Origin of the sequence: Burkholderia seminalis, from assembly GCF_001718535.1 — a bacterium.
GTDB classification, from domain to species: domain Bacteria; phylum Pseudomonadota; class Gammaproteobacteria; order Burkholderiales; family Burkholderiaceae; genus Burkholderia; species Burkholderia seminalis.
The window spans coordinates 2,655,959-2,673,276 of sequence record NZ_CP013398.1; the positions used below are offsets into that span (position 1 = coordinate 2,655,959).

The window sequence follows — 17,318 nt, forward strand, 5'->3', positions numbered from 1 at the left end:
AACTTCGGCCGGGGTCCATTCGCATCGACGCGAATCGACTTCGGTTGCAAAGCAACTTTGCGACTCCCGTTACAACTCCGCTACGGCGTGCGGGCAAGCGGCGGGCCGGGGAAATTCTTTGCGCGGAGCGTTCCAGATGGCGGGCAGTTCGGAGCGCGCTATGTCGCTGTTTCCGACCAAGCCGTTATCTCCAATGTTATCTCCAAGAAATTTGGTGTTCTGAGAGATAACATTGGAGATAGTCGAAGCCTTGCCGGATAAGGCTGACAAGCGACAGAACGTACTTATCTCCAACTCTCCAGAATTTTTAGCTTCTGGCGGCAAGACAAGGGAGCACATGGCGCTTCCTCAACGCGTCCAGCGTATGCACCGGTCCCTGTTGGTATCTATGGGCAGTCTCCGTCGATAAGGACCACCTAGTCTAGAGATATGAATTCTGTCGGGGGACCAACATTCCACCCGCCAACCTCACCCCACCCAGCCCCCTCACATCAACCCCGTCCTCACCTGCGGCATCAAACTCGCATCCGCCCCCGTCACGGAAAACGCCCCTTTCGCCGCCGACACCCCCGCCGGCTGCGCCAGCAAGCTGCCATCGCCCAACCGATTCGCATCGACGACCATCTGGCTCGCCGCACACCCGCTCGCCAGCAGCGACACGGGCGAACCGGCGATCGACGAGAACGTGTTCCCCGTCACGCTGAACGAGCACACGTTCCCATACGCCCGGAAACCCGCATAACCGGAGCCGGACACGCTGTTGCCCGTCACCGCGACATTCGTCACCGTGCCCGTCGACGTGTCCAGTTCGAGCGCCGCCTGCTGCGTCGGCTGCAGCCCGTTGTTTGCGTTCGAGTTCTGGATGTTGGTCACGACGTTGCCGCTAATCATCACGTTCGACGCACCGAACGAGTTCCAGCTGTCCTCCTGCGCCACCAGGATGCCCGCCGCCTTCTGCACGCCGTCGACCGTATTGTTCGAGATCGTCACGGCCTGGCCGCCGACCACCGCCATGCCGCGCCCCCACACGTTGCCGGACACCGCGTTATGGTCGATCAGCACATTGCTGCTGACGCGGCCGTCCCCCCGATAGCTGACGACCGCGATCATGTCGTCGCCGGTGGCCGTCACCGTATTGTTCTGCACGAGCACGTTGATCGATCCGTTGGTCGTATGGATCCCGTCCGCCAGTGTGGCGCTCACCGTATTGCCGACAATCGCGACGTCGCTGCCGCCGAACACGAAGATCCCGGCGCTGGCGCCGCCCTGGATCGTCACGCGCAGCACCTGGACGCCCGCACCGGTCACGTCGACCTTGGTTGAGGCCGGCGTCGTGAGCCGCGTCGTGCCGGTACCGACCAGCGTCACGCCCACGAGCGTCGAACCGGTGCCGCTCATCACGATCGTCTGGTCCGCGGGATTCGTGGCGGCCAGCGTCGCGCCGTATCCGGAAATCACCGCCTGCGGCACGCTGACCGTGAGCGAATGCCCGACGACGTAACGCCCCGGCGAGATGACGAGGCGCTGGCCGGCTTTCAGGCTGTCGAATGCCTTTTGCAGCGCGTCGGCCTGATCGCCGCCGTTGGCTGCCGGATAGACGGTCACATCCGCGACGAGCCCGGAATTGGCACCCTGCGTGGGCGCGCGCGCCGCGCCGGGCGTCGTGCCGGCCGCGGTGGACGCGGGCACGGGGCTGGCGGGATTCGCCGACGACGGCGAGCCGCCGGACGCCGCGCTGGCAGGCTCGGCAGGCGATGCCGGCGGAACGGGTGTGCCCGCAACGGTCTGCGCGGGCGGCGCCGCACTGTCGCCGCCACCGCCGCACGCGGCAACGCCAAGGCAAAGCGCGGCGAGCATCGCGCGATCGACTATATGCATAGGATTTCTGACGGACCGGAGGTGGCGTCATCCTAAGGATGCGTCGCGCCTTTGTAAATGAGGCCTTCGTCCGCCCCGGCGCACTGTATGTCCGACGCACGAACCGTTGGCGCGCCTCTCCGATTCATCGCCGTGTCATGCGACATGTGATCGCACTTTGTCCGTGCACCACGGTGAGGCACCGCGCATTGCGTAGAATCCCGAACCTTCGCTCGCACCGGACCCGATCATGATTCGAACCATCGCGGCACTGACCGCCCTTTCGGCGCTGACCTGCACGGCGAACGCCACCGACACCGATATCGGCACGGCTCGCGCCACGCCGCGCTATGTCAGCCCGGGCATCGCCAACGTCACGACGGCGGCAGCACCACTTCGGGACAGCACATCGCCCGACGCACGCTGCCGCGAACTGGCCGCGCGCATCGACGCGGTCACGCACGCCCCCGACCGCGGCCACAAGGTCGTGCGCCGCGTCGGCCCGGACGGCAAGCTGCGCAACGAACTGCACGCCTACGACAAACGAGCCGACCTCGAAGCCGAGCATCAACGGCTCGGCTGCCGATAACAAACGTCGCGCCGCCCGGCCGGATCCCGCCGGGCCCGGCCCTTACGCGTTCGCACCGCCGTCGATCGTCAGGCCCGTGCCGTTGATCGACCGCCCTTCCGGTCCGACGACGAATGCCACGAGCGCGGCGACGTCGTCGGCCTTGCCGTACTGCGGAATCGCCATGCGCGAACGCTGCGCACTGGCGTGTTCTCCGTCGGCCGGATTCATGTCGGTATCCGTCGAACCCGGATGCACGATATTGACCGTGATGCCGCGCGAGCCGAGGTCGCGTGCGAGCCCCTGCGTCCAGCCGATCAGCGCGGCCTTGCTCGCCGCATAGAGACTCATTCCCGCATCGGGCACGCGCGTCGCGAGGCAACTGCCGGTCGACACGATGCGCCCGCCCTCCCCGAGATGGCGCGCCGCCGCCTGCGACGCGACGATCACCGCGCGCACGTTCACGTTCAGCGTCGCGTCGATGTCGTCGAGCGTGAGGTCGTCCAGCGCGCCGGCCCGGAAAATCCCCGCGTTGTTGACGAGGATGTCGAGGCCGCCGAGCGCCTCCGCGGCACGGTCGACCGCGTCGCGCACGGCAACCGGATCGGCGCTGTCGGCCTGGATCGCGACGGCGCGGCGGCCCTGCGCCTCGATGCCCGCGACGACGGCCTGCGCCCGCTCGGCCGATTTCTCGTACGTAATCGCGACGTCCGCGCCCTCGTCCGCCAGCCGTTTCGCGATCGCCGCGCCGATGCCGCGGCTGCCGCCGGTGATGAGTGCACGCTTGCCCTGAAGTCGGTTCATGTCGGTTCCTTTCCTTATTTATGTAACGACCGACACAGAATGTAGCGAGTTGCGTCGCACAGTCAATTGATTTATTTTATCGATCGATACAGAAATCGACGCAGGGATGGACGCAATGGCTGAACGGGGCCGACCGAGAAGCTTCGACAAGGAAGCGGCGCTGGATCGCGCGATGGAGGTGTTCTGGCGCCTCGGCTACGAAGGTGCGTCGATGACGGACCTGACGGCCGCGATGGGCATCGCGTCGCCGAGCCTGTATGCGGCGTTCGGCAGCAAGGAAGCGTTGTTCCGGCAGGCGCTCGAGCACTACGTCGCGACGGAGGGACGGGAAATCTGGGGTGGCGTCGAACGGGCGGACAGCGCACACGACGCCGTGCGGAACTACCTGATGGATACGGCGCGCGTGTTCACCCGGCGCTCGAAGCCGCCCGGCTGCCTGATCGTGCTGTCGGCGCTGCATCCGGCCGAACGTTCCGACACGGTCCGGCAAACGCTGATCGGGATGCGCGAGGGCACGGTCGAGGCGCTGCGGGATCGTCTCCGGCACGGCGTCGCGACGGGCGAGATCTCGGCGCACGCGAACCTCGATGCAATCGCCCGTTACTACGTGACGGTTCAACAGGGCATGTCGATCCAGGCGCGCGACGGCGCGAGCCGCCGCGATCTGGAGGCCATCGCACAGGCCGCGCTGGGCGCATGGCCCGCGCTCGTCGGTGCGGGCAGCACGGGCGGCGCGTAGCGTCTGGACACTGCCGCACGCAACCGCGCCGGCGGGTGGCTTACTGCTTCGTGGCCTGCTGCACGTCCTTCGACGCATGCCACACGCGATAGCGCACCTCGAAGCCGTCCGGCACATAGACGACGAGCGGCAGGCGGCTGTTGTAGCGCAGCAGCTGGCCGTCGCCGCGCACCTGCACGAACCGTTGCTGCGGCGCCTGTCCCGGGCACGCCATCAGCGTCGATGCCGGCCCCTTCACGTCGGTGAGCTGGTAGTACGTATAGCCCCAGCCCTTCACGTCCTCGGCGGTCAGCTCGCCGCCGAACCATTGCTGGTTGCAGTCGGTCTGCAGCGTCTTGCCGATCATCAGCTCGACACGCGCATCGCCTTCGTTCTCGAGCGCGGGCAGCCCGATCACGACGCGCTGCTGGCCGGCCGCCGCCTGCGGAAACATCTTGATCGACTCGGCCGGCACGGCGGGCGCCGATGCGGGGCTCGCCACGCACGCGGCGGCAGTCGTTACGCAGATAGCGGCCAGGGCGGCCCGGATCGCGAATTTCATCGATGTGCTCCTGAAAAACAAAAGAGCCCCGGATGCTAACACTTTCGCATCAAAACCTTACTGAGCTGTAATTTGCGGACACAATTGCAAACAGCTGCCGGTTCCCGTGCGCGGTACTTATACGGCAATCAACGGAGAACATCATGCTGAAGCTCATTGCTGCCGCCGGCGTCGCGACCTTGCTGGCCGGCTGCGTCGTCGCCCCGGACGCCGGATACGGCTACGGACAGCCCTATTATTCCGATCCCGGCTACGCGTACGCGCCGTCGCCCGTGTACGGCACGGTCAACATCTGGGGCGGAGGCGGCGGGCGCGACTGGGATCGCGGCCGCCGCGACTACCACCGCTGGGACGGCGATCGCGGCAACCGCGGCAACGGCTGGGGACGCGGCGGACGCCGCGGCGACTGGAACGACGGCGGCGGGCGCGGCGACGGCGGTGGCGGCCATCGTCACTGACGCGCAATTGCAACCGTTTGTATCCGCGCACGGCCCGCCGGTGGCCGGTCGCGCGTCACGCAGGCGAACGGATGGCCGCACAAAAGCACAGGCCCTCGCATGAAGCGAGGGCCTTTTGTCGTCCGGTCCCGCGAATGAACCCCGGCGGGTGCCGGCCTGCCGGCGCCCTGTCCGTTCACGCGTCGCGTGCGCCCGCTTACCAGCCGGCCGGCTGCGCGTAGCCGCCCCGCACCGGCGCACCGCACACATACGCGCGCTGGTAACGGTCGTAGCAATAGTTCGGGCCGTCGTCCTGGTACTGCGCCTGCTGATAGGTCGGATACGCCGGCTGCTGGTATGCCGGCGCCTGGTAGTACGTCGGCGGCTGATAGGCCGGTGCCTGGTACACGGGCGCCTGATACGCGACGGGCGGATTCATCGCGGACGTCACGATCGCGCCCAGCACCGCGCCGCCGATCAATGCGCCGATGACGGCGCCGCCGTCGCGGCCATGCGCGGACGCCGGGCCCGCGATGGCGAGCGAACCGGCGAGGACACACACTGCGGCAATCTTTTTCATGATGGACTCCCACGCGAAGTGGTACTGGATGCGATGCATTGTGGCGGCACGCGGCCGTAATAGATGCAGCAAGTGGTAACGCGCGATTACCGGCATCGGGCCCACCGGAACGCCGCGCCGCCGTGCTACGATTTTCGGCACACAGGAGACGCCTTCATGCAGCCCGAAACCGCCCGCCGTTTCGATACCGAATTCGCGCCGCGCATCGCGCAGGCAATCGCCGCCTTCTTCGCCGAGCACGTACTGACCGACGTCGTCCCGTACGGCGGCCACGGGCATCCGACGCGCGTGCAGATCCGCAGCGCGCCGCACGAGCATGTGAGCGGCTTCGAGCATCCGCTGAATCTCGAGCTGACCTGGGACACCGACGAAATCGAGCGGCTGATGGAGCCGGACGGCCCGCAGCGCTTCGAGCACTACCTGGCCGCGCTGCCGAGAAAGCTGGGCGCGTGGCAGGGCGCGCGCGACATCGATCTCGCGTCGCGCACGCAAGCCGATCCGCTCGTGCGGCTCGGCGGCCTCGACTTCGAAGGCTGAGTGCCCGCGCCGGCCCGCGGCCGCGCATGCCGGCGTCGCGTCATGCGGCCCGGTGATACACTCGACCGGCCCCGTTCCGGTGCCGCCGCACCGAGCGGGCCGTTCATCGCCGCCACCCTCACGCATGGTTGCGCACGCAACCGGCAACCGGGTGCGCGGACAACCAAGCTCTCGCTCCCGTCATGAACGCCGATACCGGCCTGCCGCTTCCGCAACGCTACTGGGCGATCGTCTGCGTCGCCCTGGGCATCACGCTCGCCGTGCTCGACGGCGCCATCGCGAACGTCGCGCTGCCGACGATCGCGCGCGACCTCCACGCGTCCGACGCCGCATCGATCTGGATCGTCAACGCGTACCAGCTCGCGGTCACGATCACGCTGCTGCCGCTCGCGTCGCTCGGCGAGCGCATCGGCTATCGCCGCATCTACATCGCCGGGCTCGCGCTGTTCACCGCGGCCTCGCTCGGCTGCGCGCTGGCCGGCTCGCTGCCGATGCTGGCCGTGATGCGCGTGATCCAGGGGTTCGGCGCGGCCGGCATCATGAGCGTCAACGCGGCGCTCGTGCGGATGATCTACCCGTCGTCGATGCTCGGGCGCGGGCTGTCGATCAATGCGATGGTCGTCGCGCTGTCGTCGGCGATCGGGCCGACGGTCGCCTCCGCGATCCTGTCGTTCGCATCGTGGCCGTGGCTGTTCGCGGTCAACGTGCCGATCGGCATCGCCGCGGTCCTCGGCAGCCTGCGCGCGCTGCCGGCCAACCCGCTGCACGACGCGCCTTACGATTTCCCGAGCGCGCTGATGAACGCGTGCGTGTTCGGCCTGCTGATCACGGCCGTCGACGGGCTCGGCCACGGCGAACGCCATGCGTACGTCGCGGCCGAGCTGGCGGTGGCGTTCGTCGTCGGCTACTTCTTCGTGAAGCGCCAGCTGTCGCAGCCGGCGCCGCTGCTGCCCGTCGACCTGATGCGCATCCCGATGTTCGCGCTGTCGATCTACACGTCGATGGCATCGTTCACGTCGCAGATGCTTGCGTTCGTCGCGCTGCCGTTCTGGCTGCAGAACTCGCTCGGCTTCTCGCAGGTCGAGACGGGCCTGTACATGACGCCGTGGCCGCTCGTGATCGTGTTCGCCGCGCCGCTCGCGGGCGTGCTGTCGGACCGCTATTCGGCCGGCATCCTCGGCGGGATCGGGCTCGCGTTGTTCGCGGCCGGGCTGCTGTCGCTCGCGACGATCGGCGCGCATCCGGGCACCGTCGACATCGTGTGGCGGATGGCGCTGTGCGGCGCGGGCTTCGGGCTGTTCCAGTCGCCGAACAACCGCGCGATGCTGTCGTCCGCGCCACGCGAGCGCAGCGGCGGCGCGGGCGGCATGCTGAGCACCGCGCGCCTGACCGGCCAGACGCTCGGCGCCGCGCTGGTCGCGCTGATTTTCGGGCTGTCGCCCGATCGCGGGCCGACGATCGCGCTCTATGTCGCCACGGCATTCGCGGCGGTGGCGGCCGTCGTGAGCATGCTGCGCATCACGTCGCCAAGGCCGGACACGGCGACCTGAGACTACCGCGCGACGGGCGTCACGCGCCGTCGAGCGCGTCCATCACGAAGCGCACGCGCGCCTTGACGCCGACGCGCGGCAACTCGATCAGCCGGTAGCCGTACGACGTGTAGCACTCGACCATCGCGTCGTAGGTCCGCTCGGCTTCCGCGAAATCCTGCCGGCGCTCGGTGTCCTGCATATAGATGTCGGGCCACGGCGGCGCGATGAACACGCGCCGGTGATAGCGAAAACGGCGGGCCGCCGCTTCCGCGTGCGCGGGGACCGGCAGGCCCGTCAGCCGCAGGTAGCCGACCACGTCCGGCACGCCGCGATCGAAGAACACGGGCCCGCGCGCCTGCCGCGCGAGGTGGTACGAACGCATCTCCCAGCTCAGCATCAGCTCGGCGAACGCCGCCGGGTCGCGCCACGGCAGCGCGAGGCCGTCGATCGCCATCTGGTCGCGGATCACGCCGCGCCCGGCTTCCTGCGAGCGCGCAAAGCCGGCGCGCTCCAGCGCATCGAGCAGCGTGCTCTTGCCCGAACCCGGGCCGCCCGTCACGACGAAGAAACGGCCGGCGGCGTCCGTCTCTTCGTCCTCGGCACCCGCGCCCGGGGCGAACTCACGCATGCGCGACGCGCCGGCCCGCACGCCGCGTGACCGACGCGGCCGCCGCGACGCTGCGCAAGTCGGCGACGAACGTGTCGCGCCAGACCGACAGGTCGTTTTCACGGAGCCGCGCGAGGTTTTCCTCGTGACGCGCCTGCCGTTCCGCGAGCGGCATCGACAGCGCACGTTCGAGCGCTTCCGCCATCTGCGACAGGTCGTACGGATTGACGAGCAGCGCACCGGTCAGCTCGGCCGCCGCACCGGCAAACTCCGACAGCACCAGCACGCCGGGATCGGCCGGATCCTGCGACGCGACGTACTCCTTCGCGACGAGGTTCATCCCGTCGCGCAGCGGCGTCACGTAGCCGACCTGCGACATCCGGAAAAACGCCATCAACAGGTTGCGTTCGTACTTGCGGTTCAGGTACTGGATCGGCGTCCAGTCGAGTTGCGAGAAGCGGCCGTTGATGCGGCCGGCTTCGCCTTCGAGCGTTTCGCGAATGTCCTGGTAGGTCTGCACGTCCGAACGCGTCGGCGGCGCGATCTGCAACAGCGACACGCGCCCCTGCCAGCCCGGCGCGTTCGCGAGCATCCGCTCGAACGACTGGAAACGTTCCACGAGCCCCTTCGAGTAGTCGAGACGGTCGACGCTCATCACGAGCTTGCGGCCGTCGAGCGCCTCGCGCAGCATCTTCACCGGCTTGCGCGTGCCGTACTGGACGGCCGCCTGCGCGATCGCGTCGGGATGCACGCCGATCGGATAGGCGGCGACCTTCACGACACGGCCGTGCGCATGCAGCATCCCGTCGTCGCTGGCCGCGCCGATTCCGCGCCGTTCGATGTAGTCGGTGAACGCCTGCTTGTCGGCGTCGGTCTGGAAGCCCGCGACGTCGTACGCGCACATGAACTTCACGAGTTCCTCGTGCGGCGGCACGAGGCGCAGCATGTCGGGCGACGGAAACGGGATGTGCAGGAAGAAGCCGATCGGGTTCTTCACGCCGAGCTCGCGCAGGTAATGCGCGAACGGCAGCAGATGGTAGTCGTGCACCCAGATCAGGTCGTCGGGCCGCAGCAGCGCCGCGAGCTGCTTCGCGAGCATCGCGTTCACGCGCAGGTAACCGGCGTACTCCTGACGATCGAAGCGCGCGAGATCGCCGCGGTAGTGGAACACCGGCCACAGCGTCGCGTTCGAGAAACCGCGGTAGTACTGGTCGTAGTCGCGCCGGGTCAGGCCGACCGTCGCGTACGTGACGTTGCCGTCCCGCTGGATCGCGGGTTCGGCGTCGGGCGTGCCGACGATCTCGCCGTTCCAGCCGAACCAGACGCCCCCGCTTTCCTTCAGCGCGTCCATCACGCCGACGGCCAGGCCGCCCGCGCTCGGGCGCGTGTCCTCGCCGGCGGCGACACGGTTCGATACCACGATCAATCTGCTCATGCGGTTTCCCTCCTCGATTCGATAAGCTCGCGCGCGGCGCGCGCCGAAGCGGGCGCGGCGGCCCGAAGGCGGCCGCGCGGCGATTCAGTTCCGAGAAATGCAATGAAATACGGCGGTGGAATGCAACGCCGACGACATCAAGCGTCCTGCTCCTGACCGAGGTCGCGTTGATAGTCGAGCCCTTCCGGGCGAGCGCCGCCCTGGTTGTGATCGCCGTCGGACGGCGTCTCGTCGGGCGCGCCGGCGGGCGGCGCCGGTGGCGCGTCGGTCCGCGGACGCGGGCGGTCTGCTCCCGCGTCGGGCGGCCGGTGTGACAACCGTTTTGAACGGCGCATGGCTGGGTGTCTCATGTGCGGCGCGGCTCGAGGCCGTCGGAGAAACATTCCATAGCGAAACAGTCTAGGTCGGTTCGCGGCACGCCAAGGTAACAATTACCTTCAATTTGTAACGTTTCGACCCCTCGCCAATCATCTATCCGACAATAGCGCCGCGCGTGCGCGCGGCATGCCGGCCGGCGATTTGTCAAAGCTTTGCAATTTTCCTATGACAATTGCGAAACAATGATGCGGCATCAGGGCGTGCATGCGCCGCCGCTCACCCAGACAGGACTTGCACTCAGGGATGAACATTCGCTTCGAATCGCCGCGTCGGGCCATGCCGGCGCGCATCGTGCTGGCCGTCATCGCCACGGCCGCACTGTTGTCAGGCTGCAACTCGCTGTACAGCGAAGGCGCGACGGCCGGCGCCGGTATCGCGGGCGCCGCGATCGCGTCCAAGGTCACGAACAACGCCGCCGTCGCGACGGGTATCGGCCTCGGCGCCGTGGCCGGCGCGCGGGCCGGCGTCCAGTACTCGCAGCGCGTCGCCCACCGTTACACCCAGGAACAGATCGCGAAGGCGGCCGGCCCGCTCGATGTGGGCGGCGTCGCGCCGTGGTCGACGCACCACTCGTTCCCGATCGAGGACGACGAACAGGGCCGCGTGACGGTCAGCCGGATGATCAGCGTCGGCCCGCTCGACTGCAAGGAAATCGTGTTCGCGGTCGACACGCCTGCGAAGGCCGACAAGGCCGCGCAATCGGCGTTCTACGTCGCCACCATCTGCCGCGACGGCCCCGCATGGAAATGGGCGTCCGCCGAGCCGGCGACCGAGCGCTGGGGCGCGCTGCAATGAGCGTCGCCCTCCGTCTGGCGGCCATCGGCGCGCTGTGCGCGGCAACCGCCGCGCTGTCCGGCTGCGGCTCGGTCGGCGCGGCAAGCGGCGCGCTGGCCGGCGCGGCGACGGGCCTCGTCACCGCGAATCCGGCGGTCGGCGTCGGCGTCGGGATCGCCGTGCAGGCCGCGACCGACGAGGCCGTCAACCGCACGATGAAGCAACTCCATCAGAACCAGCAGGACGCGATCGCGAAGACGGCCGGCGGCCTGGCCGTCGGCGAAGTGAAGCCGTGGAAGGTGAAGAACACGCTGCCGCTGGAAAACGGCGAAGGCGAAGTGCGCGTCACGCGCGCGTACGCGTCGGCGCTCGCGATCTGCAAGGAATTCGCGTTCTCGGTGAAGGACGGCGACAAGGCCGACTGGTATTTCGCGAATGCATGCCAGCAAGGCACGCACTGGAAGTGGGCGTCGGCGGAGCCGGCGGTCGACCGGTGGGGGAACCTGCAGTAACGGACGATGCGCGCCGCGTCACGCGCGGCGCCTGCGAATGCCGGGCCGACGGCCCGGCATCGTCGATCAGGACTCGACGTCCTCGAGACTGAAGATCTCGGTCTGGTCGTTGTACGAGAAGATCTCGCCGTAACGGCCCCAGTCGATCACCGCGTCGAGCGTTTCCTCGGCCGCGCCGTCCGACAGCGAATCCTCCAGCTCCTGCTCGAAGCGCACGCGCGGCGCGCGATGGCCCGGGCGCTCGTTCAGCACCTTCTTGATCCGGGCCGCCAGCGGCACGTGCTTCAGCAGGTGATCGGCAAACATCAGCTTGCGCTCCTGCGTGCCGAATTCCGCGAACACGCGCCCCGGCGGCGTCAGGAACACATCGCCTTCGCGCACGTCCGCGAAACCGAGGTACTGCAACACTTCGGCGATCGGAAACAGGTCGTCGACTTCCAGATGCAGCGTACGCGCGATTTCCGGCATGTCCGCGCGGCCGTGGTACGGCGCCATCGCGAGCGTCTCGATCAGGCCGGCCATCAGGTTGGTCGACACCTGCGGCAGCCAGCTGCCGAGTTCGAGCCCCTTCTTCGTCGCCTCGCCGGTCTGGCGCGCCGTCATCTTCGCGTAGATGTCGTCGACCAGCTTGCGAAACGCCGGGTCGAGCCGGTTGCGCGGATGCTTGAACGGCACCTTGATCTCGGCGATCACGCGGCCCGGGTTCGACGACAGCACGAGGATCCGGTCGCACATGAACACGGCTTCCTCGATGTTGTGCGTGACGATCAGCACCGACTTGATCGGCATGCGGCCCTGCGTCCACAGATCGAGCAGGTCGGTACGCAGCGTTTCGGCCGTCAGCACGTCGAGCGCCGAGAACGGCTCGTCCATCAGCAGGATCGTCGGATCGACCACGAGCGCGCGCGCAAAACCGACGCGCTGGCGCATGCCGCCCGACAGCTCGCGCGGGTACGCGTTCTCGAAGCCGTCCAGACCGATCAGGTCGATCGCGGCCAGCGCGCGCTCGCGCCGCTCGCGCGCGCCGACGCCGAGCGCCTCGAGGCCGGCTTCCACGTTCTGCAGCACGGTGAGCCACGGGAACAGCGCGAAGGTCTGGAACACCATCGCGACGCCTTCGGCCGGGCCGGTCAGCGGCTTGCCGAGGTAGGTCACCTCGCCGCCGGTCGGTTCGATCAGGCCGGCGATGATGCGCAGCAGCGTCGACTTGCCCGAGCCGGAACGGCCGAGCAGCCCGACGATCTCGCCTTCGCGCAGCGACAGGTTCGCATCGTCGAGCACGAGCAATTCGCCCTGCGTCTTGTTGAAGCCGCGGCAAACGTGATCGACGCGCAGGATTTCCTCACCGAGGCGCGGCGGCTGGGACGTCTGGACGGGGGCGTTTACAGCATTCGGATTGTGCATCGCGTTTCGCTCTCAATCGATCTCAGTCGAGCCGCAGCTTCGCTTCGGCGAAAGCATACAGCGGCCGCCACAGCAGGCGGTTGAACAAGGTGACGAACAGGGACATCACGGCGATGCCCAGGATGATCTTCGGGAAATCGCCGGCGGCCGTGGTCTGCGCGATGTACGCGCCGAGGCCGTGCGCCTCGATCTTGGTGTTGCCCCACTGCACGGCTTCCGACACGATGCTCGCGTTCCATGCGCCGCCCGACGCGGTGATCGCGCCGGTCACGTAGTACGGGAAGATGCCGGGCAGGATCGCCTGCCGCCACCACTGCCAGCCGCGGATGCGGAAATTCGTCGCCGCTTCGCGATAGTCGTTCGGGTAGGACGTGGCACCGGCGATCACGTTGAACAGGATATACCACTGCGTGCCGAGCACGATCAGCGGCGACAGCCAGATGTCCGCGTTCAGGTGGAAGCGCGCGATCACGATCACGAACACCGGGAACAGCAGGTTGGCCGGGAACGCGGCGAGGAACTGCGCGAGCGGCTGCAGCTTCTCGGCCAGCTTCGGGCGCAGCCCGATCCATACGCCGATCGGCACCCAGATCACCGACGCGATCGAGATCAGCACGACCACGCGCAGCAGCGTGATGAGCCCGAGCGTGATCACGTGGCCGACCTCGGCCATCGTCACGCCGGTCGCGACGAAGCTCACGACGCGCCACACGATGTAGGCCGTGCCGACCAGCACGAGGATCGCCCACGCGATGTCGACGGTGCGCGACGCCTTCTTCTCGACGCGCGGCAGCGAAAACCGCATCGCGCCCGACAGCGGCAGGCGCAGCGGAATCCGTGCGGCCTTCGCGAAGAACCAGCCGGCCGGCACGAGCAGCTGATGAATCAGGCGCGTGCGGCGCACGAGGTCGAGCAGCCAGGATTGCGGCGCATCGCCCGACGCGGTGTTCTCCATCCGGAACTTGTCGGCCCACGCGATGAGCGGACGGAACAGGAACTGGTCGTACGCGAGGATCACGACCGTCATCGTAAGGATCACCCAGCCGATCGCGCCGAAGTTCTTGTCCGAGATCGCCTGCGCGAGATACGCGCCGATGCCGGGCAGCGTGATCGTCTGGTTGCCGACGGTGATCGCCTCCGACGCGACGACGAAGAACCAGCCGCCCGACATCGACATCATCATGTTCCAGATCAGGCCCGGCATCGAGAACGGCACTTCGAGCTTCCAGAAGCGCTGCCACGACGTCAGGTGGAAACCGCGCGACACTTCGTCCAGATCGCGCGGCACCGTGCGCAGCGACTGGTAGAAGCTGAACGTCATGTTCCACGCCTGGCTCGTGAAGATCGCGAAGATCGCCGCGAGCTCGGCGCCGAGCACGCGGCTCGGGAACAGCGCGAGGAAGAACGTGACGGTAAACGAGATGAAGCCGAGCACCGGCACCGACTGCAGGATGTCGAGGATCGGGATCAGCACCATGCCCGCGCGACGGCTCTTGGCCGCGAGCGTGCCGTAGACGAGCGTGAACGCGAGCGACGCGACCATCGCCGCGAGCATCCGCAGCGTGGTGCGCAACGCGTATTCGGGCAGGTTCGACGGGTCGAGCGAGATCTTCTGCGTCTGCAGCGTACCGATCGGCGCCATCGTTTCGTGGAAACCGACGACCGCCATCGCGATCAGGCAGATGATCAGCGGAAACGCGATGAAGTCCCAACGGTTCGGCAGAACGCGCCACGCGGACGCGTTGGCGGTCCGGTTCGGATTGAAGAATCCGACATTCATCAGGCGCCCTCCCCGGTAAGGCCGAACGAAGCCGGCAGTCGATGTTGATTCATGGCAAAGCGCACGGGCGCGGTAATTCTCGATTGACTGACGATCTCGCGCACGCGCGATGCGCCGTGCGTGCACGCTGCGCCCGCGCTCCCGGGGGCGAGTCGGCCCGCGACGGCACGACACTACACCAACCTGTATTTCAGGTTCAACCGTCCGGGGTCGGTGCACCGATCGTGCCCGACGCGCGGGCGGACGGCCGGTGCGCGGTACGGAGCAGCCCGGCCTGAGTCCTTCGGCCGGCAGCAGGCCCGAATTATGCCGTGATCCGGCCCGGCCGGGAACCCGCCAGCCCCACACGGGCGCAAACCGTGTCGGACATCAGGGGCCGAATACGGTGAAGCGGGTATGATCGGGGCTAGCCCCCTTGGGGATCGACCGACGAGCGGGAGGAAAGGGAATGGCAGGAAACTTGGTGATCGTCTGCCGCGATCAGGATGCCGACGCGTTCTACGAACTGATGCAGGAGTACGGGTCGTTCCAGACGCGGCTGTCGTCGACCGCATGGTACCTGAATATGAACGTCGTGCCGGAATCGCTGCAGGAGGAAATCCTGGAGCGCCTCGGCCGGTATACGACCGTCTACATCTTCGAGGCCACCAGCGTGACCTACAACACGATCGACAGCAACGCGGCCGAGACGCTGGGCACGCTGTTCGGCGAATGACGCCGCGCGGCGCCCGCCCGGCCGGGCAGGCGCCGCAGCCGCCTACGCGGCCTGTGCGTGGGGTTCGTCCTTCGGCACGGCCTCGAACGGGAACGTCATCGCGACGCGCAGACCGCCCTCGGGGCGGTTGCCGATGTCGCACGCCCCGCCCAGCCTGAGCACCAGCCGCTCGACGATCGCAAGCCCGAGCCCGCTGTGGCCGTTCCCGCCGCGCGCGGGGTCGAGCCGCACGAACGGCCGCGTCGCGGCCGCCAGATCGCGCGGCGCAATCCCGCCACCGCTGTCGCTGACCGACAACACATAGCCGGCCGGCGTGCGCGCCGTTTCGACAAGCACCGGCGGTGCGCCATACGCATGCGCGTTGTCCAGCAGGTTCGACAGGATCCGGTCGAGCGTGGCCGTCGGCAGCCGGAAACCCGGATCGGCATCGAGCCGGGTCTGGACCGTCGGCGCATTCGGCGCGACCGCGCGATAGCTGCGCGCGATCCGCTCGCATGCCTGGTCGACCGGCACCGGTTCGCTGCGGTCGGACCCGCCGTGCGCGAACACCAGGAACTGGTCGACGATGTGCGACATCGAGTCGACATCGCGCACGACGCCGTCGCGCAACCGCGCGTCGTCCATCATTTCCGCCCGCAGGCGCATTCGCGCCAGCGGCGTGCGCAGGTCGTGCGCGACGCCCGCCAGCATCACCGCGCGATCGTTCTCGGCCTGCGACACCTGCTCCACCATCTGGTTGAAGCCGTGCGTGAGCTGGCGCAGCTCGCGCGGGCCGCGCTCGCGCAGCGGCGGCACCGGCTGCCCGCGGCCGAAACGCCCGACCGCGCGCGCGAGCGAGCGCAGCGGCTGCTGCAGCTGCCAGGCCGCGAACAACGCGGCGATCACGCCGGCCGAGAAGATCGTGCCGAGCCACAGCAGCATCCGGTCGAGCGAGCGCGGCGGCCGCAGCGGCTGCACGGGCACCACGATCCAGTTGCGATCGGCCGGCTCCTTCACCCACAGCACGGGCGGATGGCCCGGCGTGCCGATCTCGACCTGCGTGCCGGGCGGCATGCGCTCGCTCACGTCGTCGCGGAACCGCTTGAGCGGCGGCGGCAACGCCGAATCGCCGCCCTTCGGCACGTCGGCGCTGTCCGGCGGCACCAGCCGCACGCGCGACGGCAGCGGCTGGTCGGGCGTGCGCTCGACGTGCTGGCGCACGGCGTCGACAAGGAACGCGGCTTCCTCGACCGCATAACGCGTCTGCATCTGGTTGCGCTCGAGCCGCATCGCGAAGAACCACGCGAAGTGCGACAGGAGCAGGACACCGATGACGAGCAGCGCCAGCCGCCCGAACAGTGAATCAATGGGTTTGCGCATGAGCCTCGCCGTCGGGCACGAACACGTAGCCGCGCCCGCGCACCGTCTGGATGAAGCGCGGCGTCGACGGATCCGTTTCTAGGATGCGGCGCAGGCGCCACACCTGGACGTCGATGCCGCGGTCGGTACCGTCGTACTCGGGCCCGTGCAGCAGCTCGAGCAGCCGCTCGCGCGTGAGCGTGCGCAGCGCATGGTTCACGAAGATCTTCAGCAGCGCGAATTCGCTGCTCGACAGCGTGGCCGGCTTGCCGTCGACCGACAGCGTGCGCGCCTGGAAGTCGAGCAGGAAACGGCCGAACGCGAACGGCTCGCGCTGTTCGGGCGCCGCCGCCGACGGCGTCGCGCGGCGGCGGCGCAGCACGGCCTGCACGCGCGCGAGCAGCTCGCGCGGGTTGAACGGCTTGCCGAGGTAGTCGTCCGCGCCGAGTTCGAGCCCGACGATGCGATCGACGTCGTCCGCCCGCGCGGTCAGCATGATCACGGGGATGTCGTCGCCGGCCGCGCGCAACTGGCGCAGCGCGGTCAGGCCGTCCACGCCCGGCATCATCAGGTCCAGCACGATCAGGTCGGGCCGCTCGCGCTCGAGGCGCTTCTCGAGCGTCGCCGCGTCGTGCAGCACGGACACTTCCATCCCCTGGCGCACGAGATAGTCGCGCAGCAGGTCTCGGAGTTCTTGGTCGTCGTCGACGATGAGGATCTGGGTAGTCATGGCTCGAAGTTTACCGCGCGAGGGCGGAGTCGAAGAACGAAACAAAGGGA

At 68.2% G+C, this 17,318-nt stretch carries 19 protein-coding genes; 8 read left to right on the forward strand and 11 right to left on the reverse strand.

Annotated features, from left to right (window positions below; translation table 11 throughout):
* Positions 1–486: 486 nt before the first annotated feature.
* Positions 487–1,605, reverse strand: coding sequence for a right-handed parallel beta-helix repeat-containing protein (locus tag WJ12_RS12000; protein ID WP_059558214.1), 1,119 nt, complete (start codon positions 1,603–1,605; stop codon positions 487–489).
* A 502-nt stretch (positions 1,606–2,107) separates the two neighbouring features.
* Between WJ12_RS12000 and WJ12_RS12005 the strand changes: the two genes are divergently transcribed.
* Entirely contained in the window at positions 2,108–2,446 is a 339-nt protein-coding gene (locus WJ12_RS12005) for a hypothetical protein (RefSeq protein WP_059558201.1), read from the forward strand.
* Between the two features lie 42 nt (positions 2,447–2,488).
* On the opposite strand, the gene WJ12_RS12010 is transcribed toward WJ12_RS12005, so the two are convergent.
* Positions 2,489–3,229: an SDR family NAD(P)-dependent oxidoreductase gene (locus WJ12_RS12010; protein WP_049032606.1), complete on the reverse strand. Its 741-nt coding sequence runs from the start codon at positions 3,227–3,229 to the stop codon at positions 2,489–2,491.
* 115 nt (positions 3,230–3,344) lie between these two features.
* On the opposite strand from WJ12_RS12010, the gene WJ12_RS12015 reads away from it, so the two are divergent.
* Positions 3,345–3,968, forward strand: coding sequence for a TetR/AcrR family transcriptional regulator (locus WJ12_RS12015; RefSeq protein WP_034190703.1), 624 nt, complete (start codon positions 3,345–3,347; stop codon positions 3,966–3,968).
* Between the two features lie 40 nt (positions 3,969–4,008).
* Here the strand turns inward: WJ12_RS12015 and eco are convergent, their stop codons facing one another.
* Positions 4,009–4,509 (reverse strand): serine protease inhibitor ecotin, encoded by a 501-nt coding sequence (eco, locus tag WJ12_RS12020; RefSeq protein WP_034190702.1) that lies wholly within the window; start codon positions 4,507–4,509, stop codon positions 4,009–4,011.
* A gap of 143 nt (positions 4,510–4,652) precedes the next feature.
* On the opposite strand from eco, the gene WJ12_RS12025 reads away from it, so the two are divergent.
* Positions 4,653–4,967, forward strand: coding sequence for a hypothetical protein (locus WJ12_RS12025; protein WP_034190701.1), 315 nt, complete (start codon positions 4,653–4,655; stop codon positions 4,965–4,967).
* Between the two features lie 196 nt (positions 4,968–5,163).
* On the opposite strand, the gene WJ12_RS12030 is transcribed toward WJ12_RS12025, so the two are convergent.
* The gene (locus WJ12_RS12030; protein WP_034190700.1) at positions 5,164–5,565 is read right to left on the reverse strand and encodes a hypothetical protein; all 402 of its coding nucleotides are present in this window, start codon (positions 5,563–5,565) and stop codon (positions 5,164–5,166) included.
* A gap of 117 nt (positions 5,566–5,682) precedes the next feature.
* Here WJ12_RS12030 and WJ12_RS12035 point away from each other — a divergent pair, with 117 nt between their 5' ends.
* Positions 5,683–6,063: a DUF5594 family protein gene (locus WJ12_RS12035; protein WP_034190699.1), complete on the forward strand. Its 381-nt coding sequence runs from the start codon at positions 5,683–5,685 to the stop codon at positions 6,061–6,063.
* 182 nt (positions 6,064–6,245) lie between these two features.
* Positions 6,246–7,613: an MFS transporter gene (locus WJ12_RS12040; RefSeq protein WP_034190698.1), complete on the forward strand. Its 1,368-nt coding sequence runs from the start codon at positions 6,246–6,248 to the stop codon at positions 7,611–7,613.
* A 19-nt stretch (positions 7,614–7,632) separates the two neighbouring features.
* Here WJ12_RS12040 and WJ12_RS12045 read toward each other — a convergent pair whose 3' ends face one another.
* From WJ12_RS12045 to WJ12_RS36750, 3 genes are all read right to left on the reverse strand, one after another.
* A complete protein-coding gene (locus WJ12_RS12045; protein WP_059558215.1) occupies positions 7,633–8,223 on the reverse strand; it encodes an AAA family ATPase in 591 nt (196 codons plus the stop codon).
* Entirely contained in the window at positions 8,216–9,637 is a 1,422-nt protein-coding gene (gene otsA / locus WJ12_RS12050) for an alpha,alpha-trehalose-phosphate synthase (UDP-forming) (protein WP_059558202.1), read from the reverse strand. Before otsA ends, WJ12_RS12045 begins: the two co-directional genes overlap by 8 nt.
* A 137-nt stretch (positions 9,638–9,774) precedes the next feature.
* A complete protein-coding gene (locus tag WJ12_RS36750) occupies positions 9,775–9,972 on the reverse strand; it encodes a hypothetical protein (RefSeq protein ID WP_080287933.1) in 198 nt (65 codons plus the stop codon).
* Between the two features lie 286 nt (positions 9,973–10,258).
* Here WJ12_RS36750 and WJ12_RS12055 point away from each other — a divergent pair, with 286 nt between their 5' ends.
* Both WJ12_RS12055 and WJ12_RS12060 read left to right on the forward strand, forming a co-directional pair.
* On the forward strand, positions 10,259–10,810 hold the full coding sequence (locus WJ12_RS12055; protein ID WP_034190696.1) for a hypothetical protein: 552 nt from the start codon (positions 10,259–10,261) through the stop codon (positions 10,808–10,810).
* A complete protein-coding gene (locus WJ12_RS12060) occupies positions 10,807–11,301 on the forward strand; it encodes a hypothetical protein (RefSeq protein WP_034190695.1) in 495 nt (164 codons plus the stop codon). Before WJ12_RS12055 ends, WJ12_RS12060 begins: the two co-directional genes overlap by 4 nt.
* 66 nt (positions 11,302–11,367) lie before the next feature.
* On the opposite strand, the gene WJ12_RS12065 is transcribed toward WJ12_RS12060, so the two are convergent.
* Both WJ12_RS12065 and WJ12_RS12070 read right to left on the reverse strand, forming a co-directional pair.
* On the reverse strand, positions 11,368–12,705 hold the full coding sequence (locus WJ12_RS12065) for an ABC transporter ATP-binding protein (RefSeq protein ID WP_069245685.1): 1,338 nt from the start codon (positions 12,703–12,705) through the stop codon (positions 11,368–11,370).
* 22 nt (positions 12,706–12,727) lie between these two features.
* Positions 12,728–14,485 (reverse strand): ABC transporter permease, encoded by a 1,758-nt coding sequence (locus WJ12_RS12070; RefSeq protein WP_034186229.1) that lies wholly within the window; start codon positions 14,483–14,485, stop codon positions 12,728–12,730.
* Between the two features lie 448 nt (positions 14,486–14,933).
* On the opposite strand from WJ12_RS12070, the gene WJ12_RS12075 reads away from it, so the two are divergent.
* Positions 14,934–15,200 (forward strand): double-stranded DNA-specific endonuclease, encoded by a 267-nt coding sequence (locus WJ12_RS12075; protein WP_027786765.1) that lies wholly within the window; start codon positions 14,934–14,936, stop codon positions 15,198–15,200.
* 42 nt (positions 15,201–15,242) lie between these two features.
* On the opposite strand, the gene WJ12_RS12080 is transcribed toward WJ12_RS12075, so the two are convergent.
* Both WJ12_RS12080 and WJ12_RS12085 read right to left on the reverse strand, forming a co-directional pair.
* Complete coding sequence (locus WJ12_RS12080) at positions 15,243–16,559, reverse strand: ATP-binding protein (protein ID WP_049033472.1); 1,317 nt, start codon at positions 16,557–16,559, stop codon at positions 15,243–15,245.
* Positions 16,543–17,268, reverse strand: coding sequence for a response regulator (locus WJ12_RS12085; RefSeq protein WP_006493394.1), 726 nt, complete (start codon positions 17,266–17,268; stop codon positions 16,543–16,545). The genes WJ12_RS12080 and WJ12_RS12085 overlap by 17 nt, the downstream gene beginning before the upstream one ends.
* Between the last annotated feature and the right edge of the window lie 50 nt (positions 17,269–17,318).

Coding starts and splice junctions, on each gene's coding strand:
- WJ12_RS12070 (WP_034186229.1), bottom strand. CDS start 14,485: ATGAATGTCGGATTCTTCAATCCGAACCGGACCGCCAACGCGTCCGCG.
- WJ12_RS12030 (WP_034190700.1), bottom strand. CDS start 5,565: ATGCATCGCATCCAGTACCACTTCGCGTGGGAGTCCATCATGAAAAAG.
- WJ12_RS36750 (WP_080287933.1), bottom strand. CDS start 9,972: ATGCGCCGTTCAAAACGGTTGTCACACCGGCCGCCCGACGCGGGAGCA.
- WJ12_RS12045 (WP_059558215.1), bottom strand. CDS start 8,223: ATGCGTGAGTTCGCCCCGGGCGCGGGTGCCGAGGACGAAGAGACGGAC.
- WJ12_RS12025 (WP_034190701.1), top strand. CDS start 4,653: ATGCTGAAGCTCATTGCTGCCGCCGGCGTCGCGACCTTGCTGGCCGGC.
- WJ12_RS12080 (WP_049033472.1), bottom strand. CDS start 16,559: ATGCGCAAACCCATTGATTCACTGTTCGGGCGGCTGGCGCTGCTCGTC.
- WJ12_RS12035 (WP_034190699.1), top strand. CDS start 5,683: ATGCAGCCCGAAACCGCCCGCCGTTTCGATACCGAATTCGCGCCGCGC.
- WJ12_RS12060 (WP_034190695.1), top strand. CDS start 10,807: ATGAGCGTCGCCCTCCGTCTGGCGGCCATCGGCGCGCTGTGCGCGGCA.
- WJ12_RS12065 (WP_069245685.1), bottom strand. CDS start 12,705: ATGCACAATCCGAATGCTGTAAACGCCCCCGTCCAGACGTCCCAGCCG.
- WJ12_RS12055 (WP_034190696.1), top strand. CDS start 10,259: ATGAACATTCGCTTCGAATCGCCGCGTCGGGCCATGCCGGCGCGCATC.
- WJ12_RS12085 (WP_006493394.1), bottom strand. CDS start 17,268: ATGACTACCCAGATCCTCATCGTCGACGACGACCAAGAACTCCGAGAC.
- WJ12_RS12075 (WP_027786765.1), top strand. CDS start 14,934: ATGGCAGGAAACTTGGTGATCGTCTGCCGCGATCAGGATGCCGACGCG.
- WJ12_RS12040 (WP_034190698.1), top strand. CDS start 6,246: ATGAACGCCGATACCGGCCTGCCGCTTCCGCAACGCTACTGGGCGATC.
- eco (WP_034190702.1), bottom strand. CDS start 4,509: ATGAAATTCGCGATCCGGGCCGCCCTGGCCGCTATCTGCGTAACGACT.
- WJ12_RS12015 (WP_034190703.1), top strand. CDS start 3,345: ATGGCTGAACGGGGCCGACCGAGAAGCTTCGACAAGGAAGCGGCGCTG.
- otsA (WP_059558202.1), bottom strand. CDS start 9,637: ATGAGCAGATTGATCGTGGTATCGAACCGTGTCGCCGCCGGCGAGGAC.
- WJ12_RS12005 (WP_059558201.1), top strand. CDS start 2,108: ATGATTCGAACCATCGCGGCACTGACCGCCCTTTCGGCGCTGACCTGC.
- WJ12_RS12010 (WP_049032606.1), bottom strand. CDS start 3,229: ATGAACCGACTTCAGGGCAAGCGTGCACTCATCACCGGCGGCAGCCGC.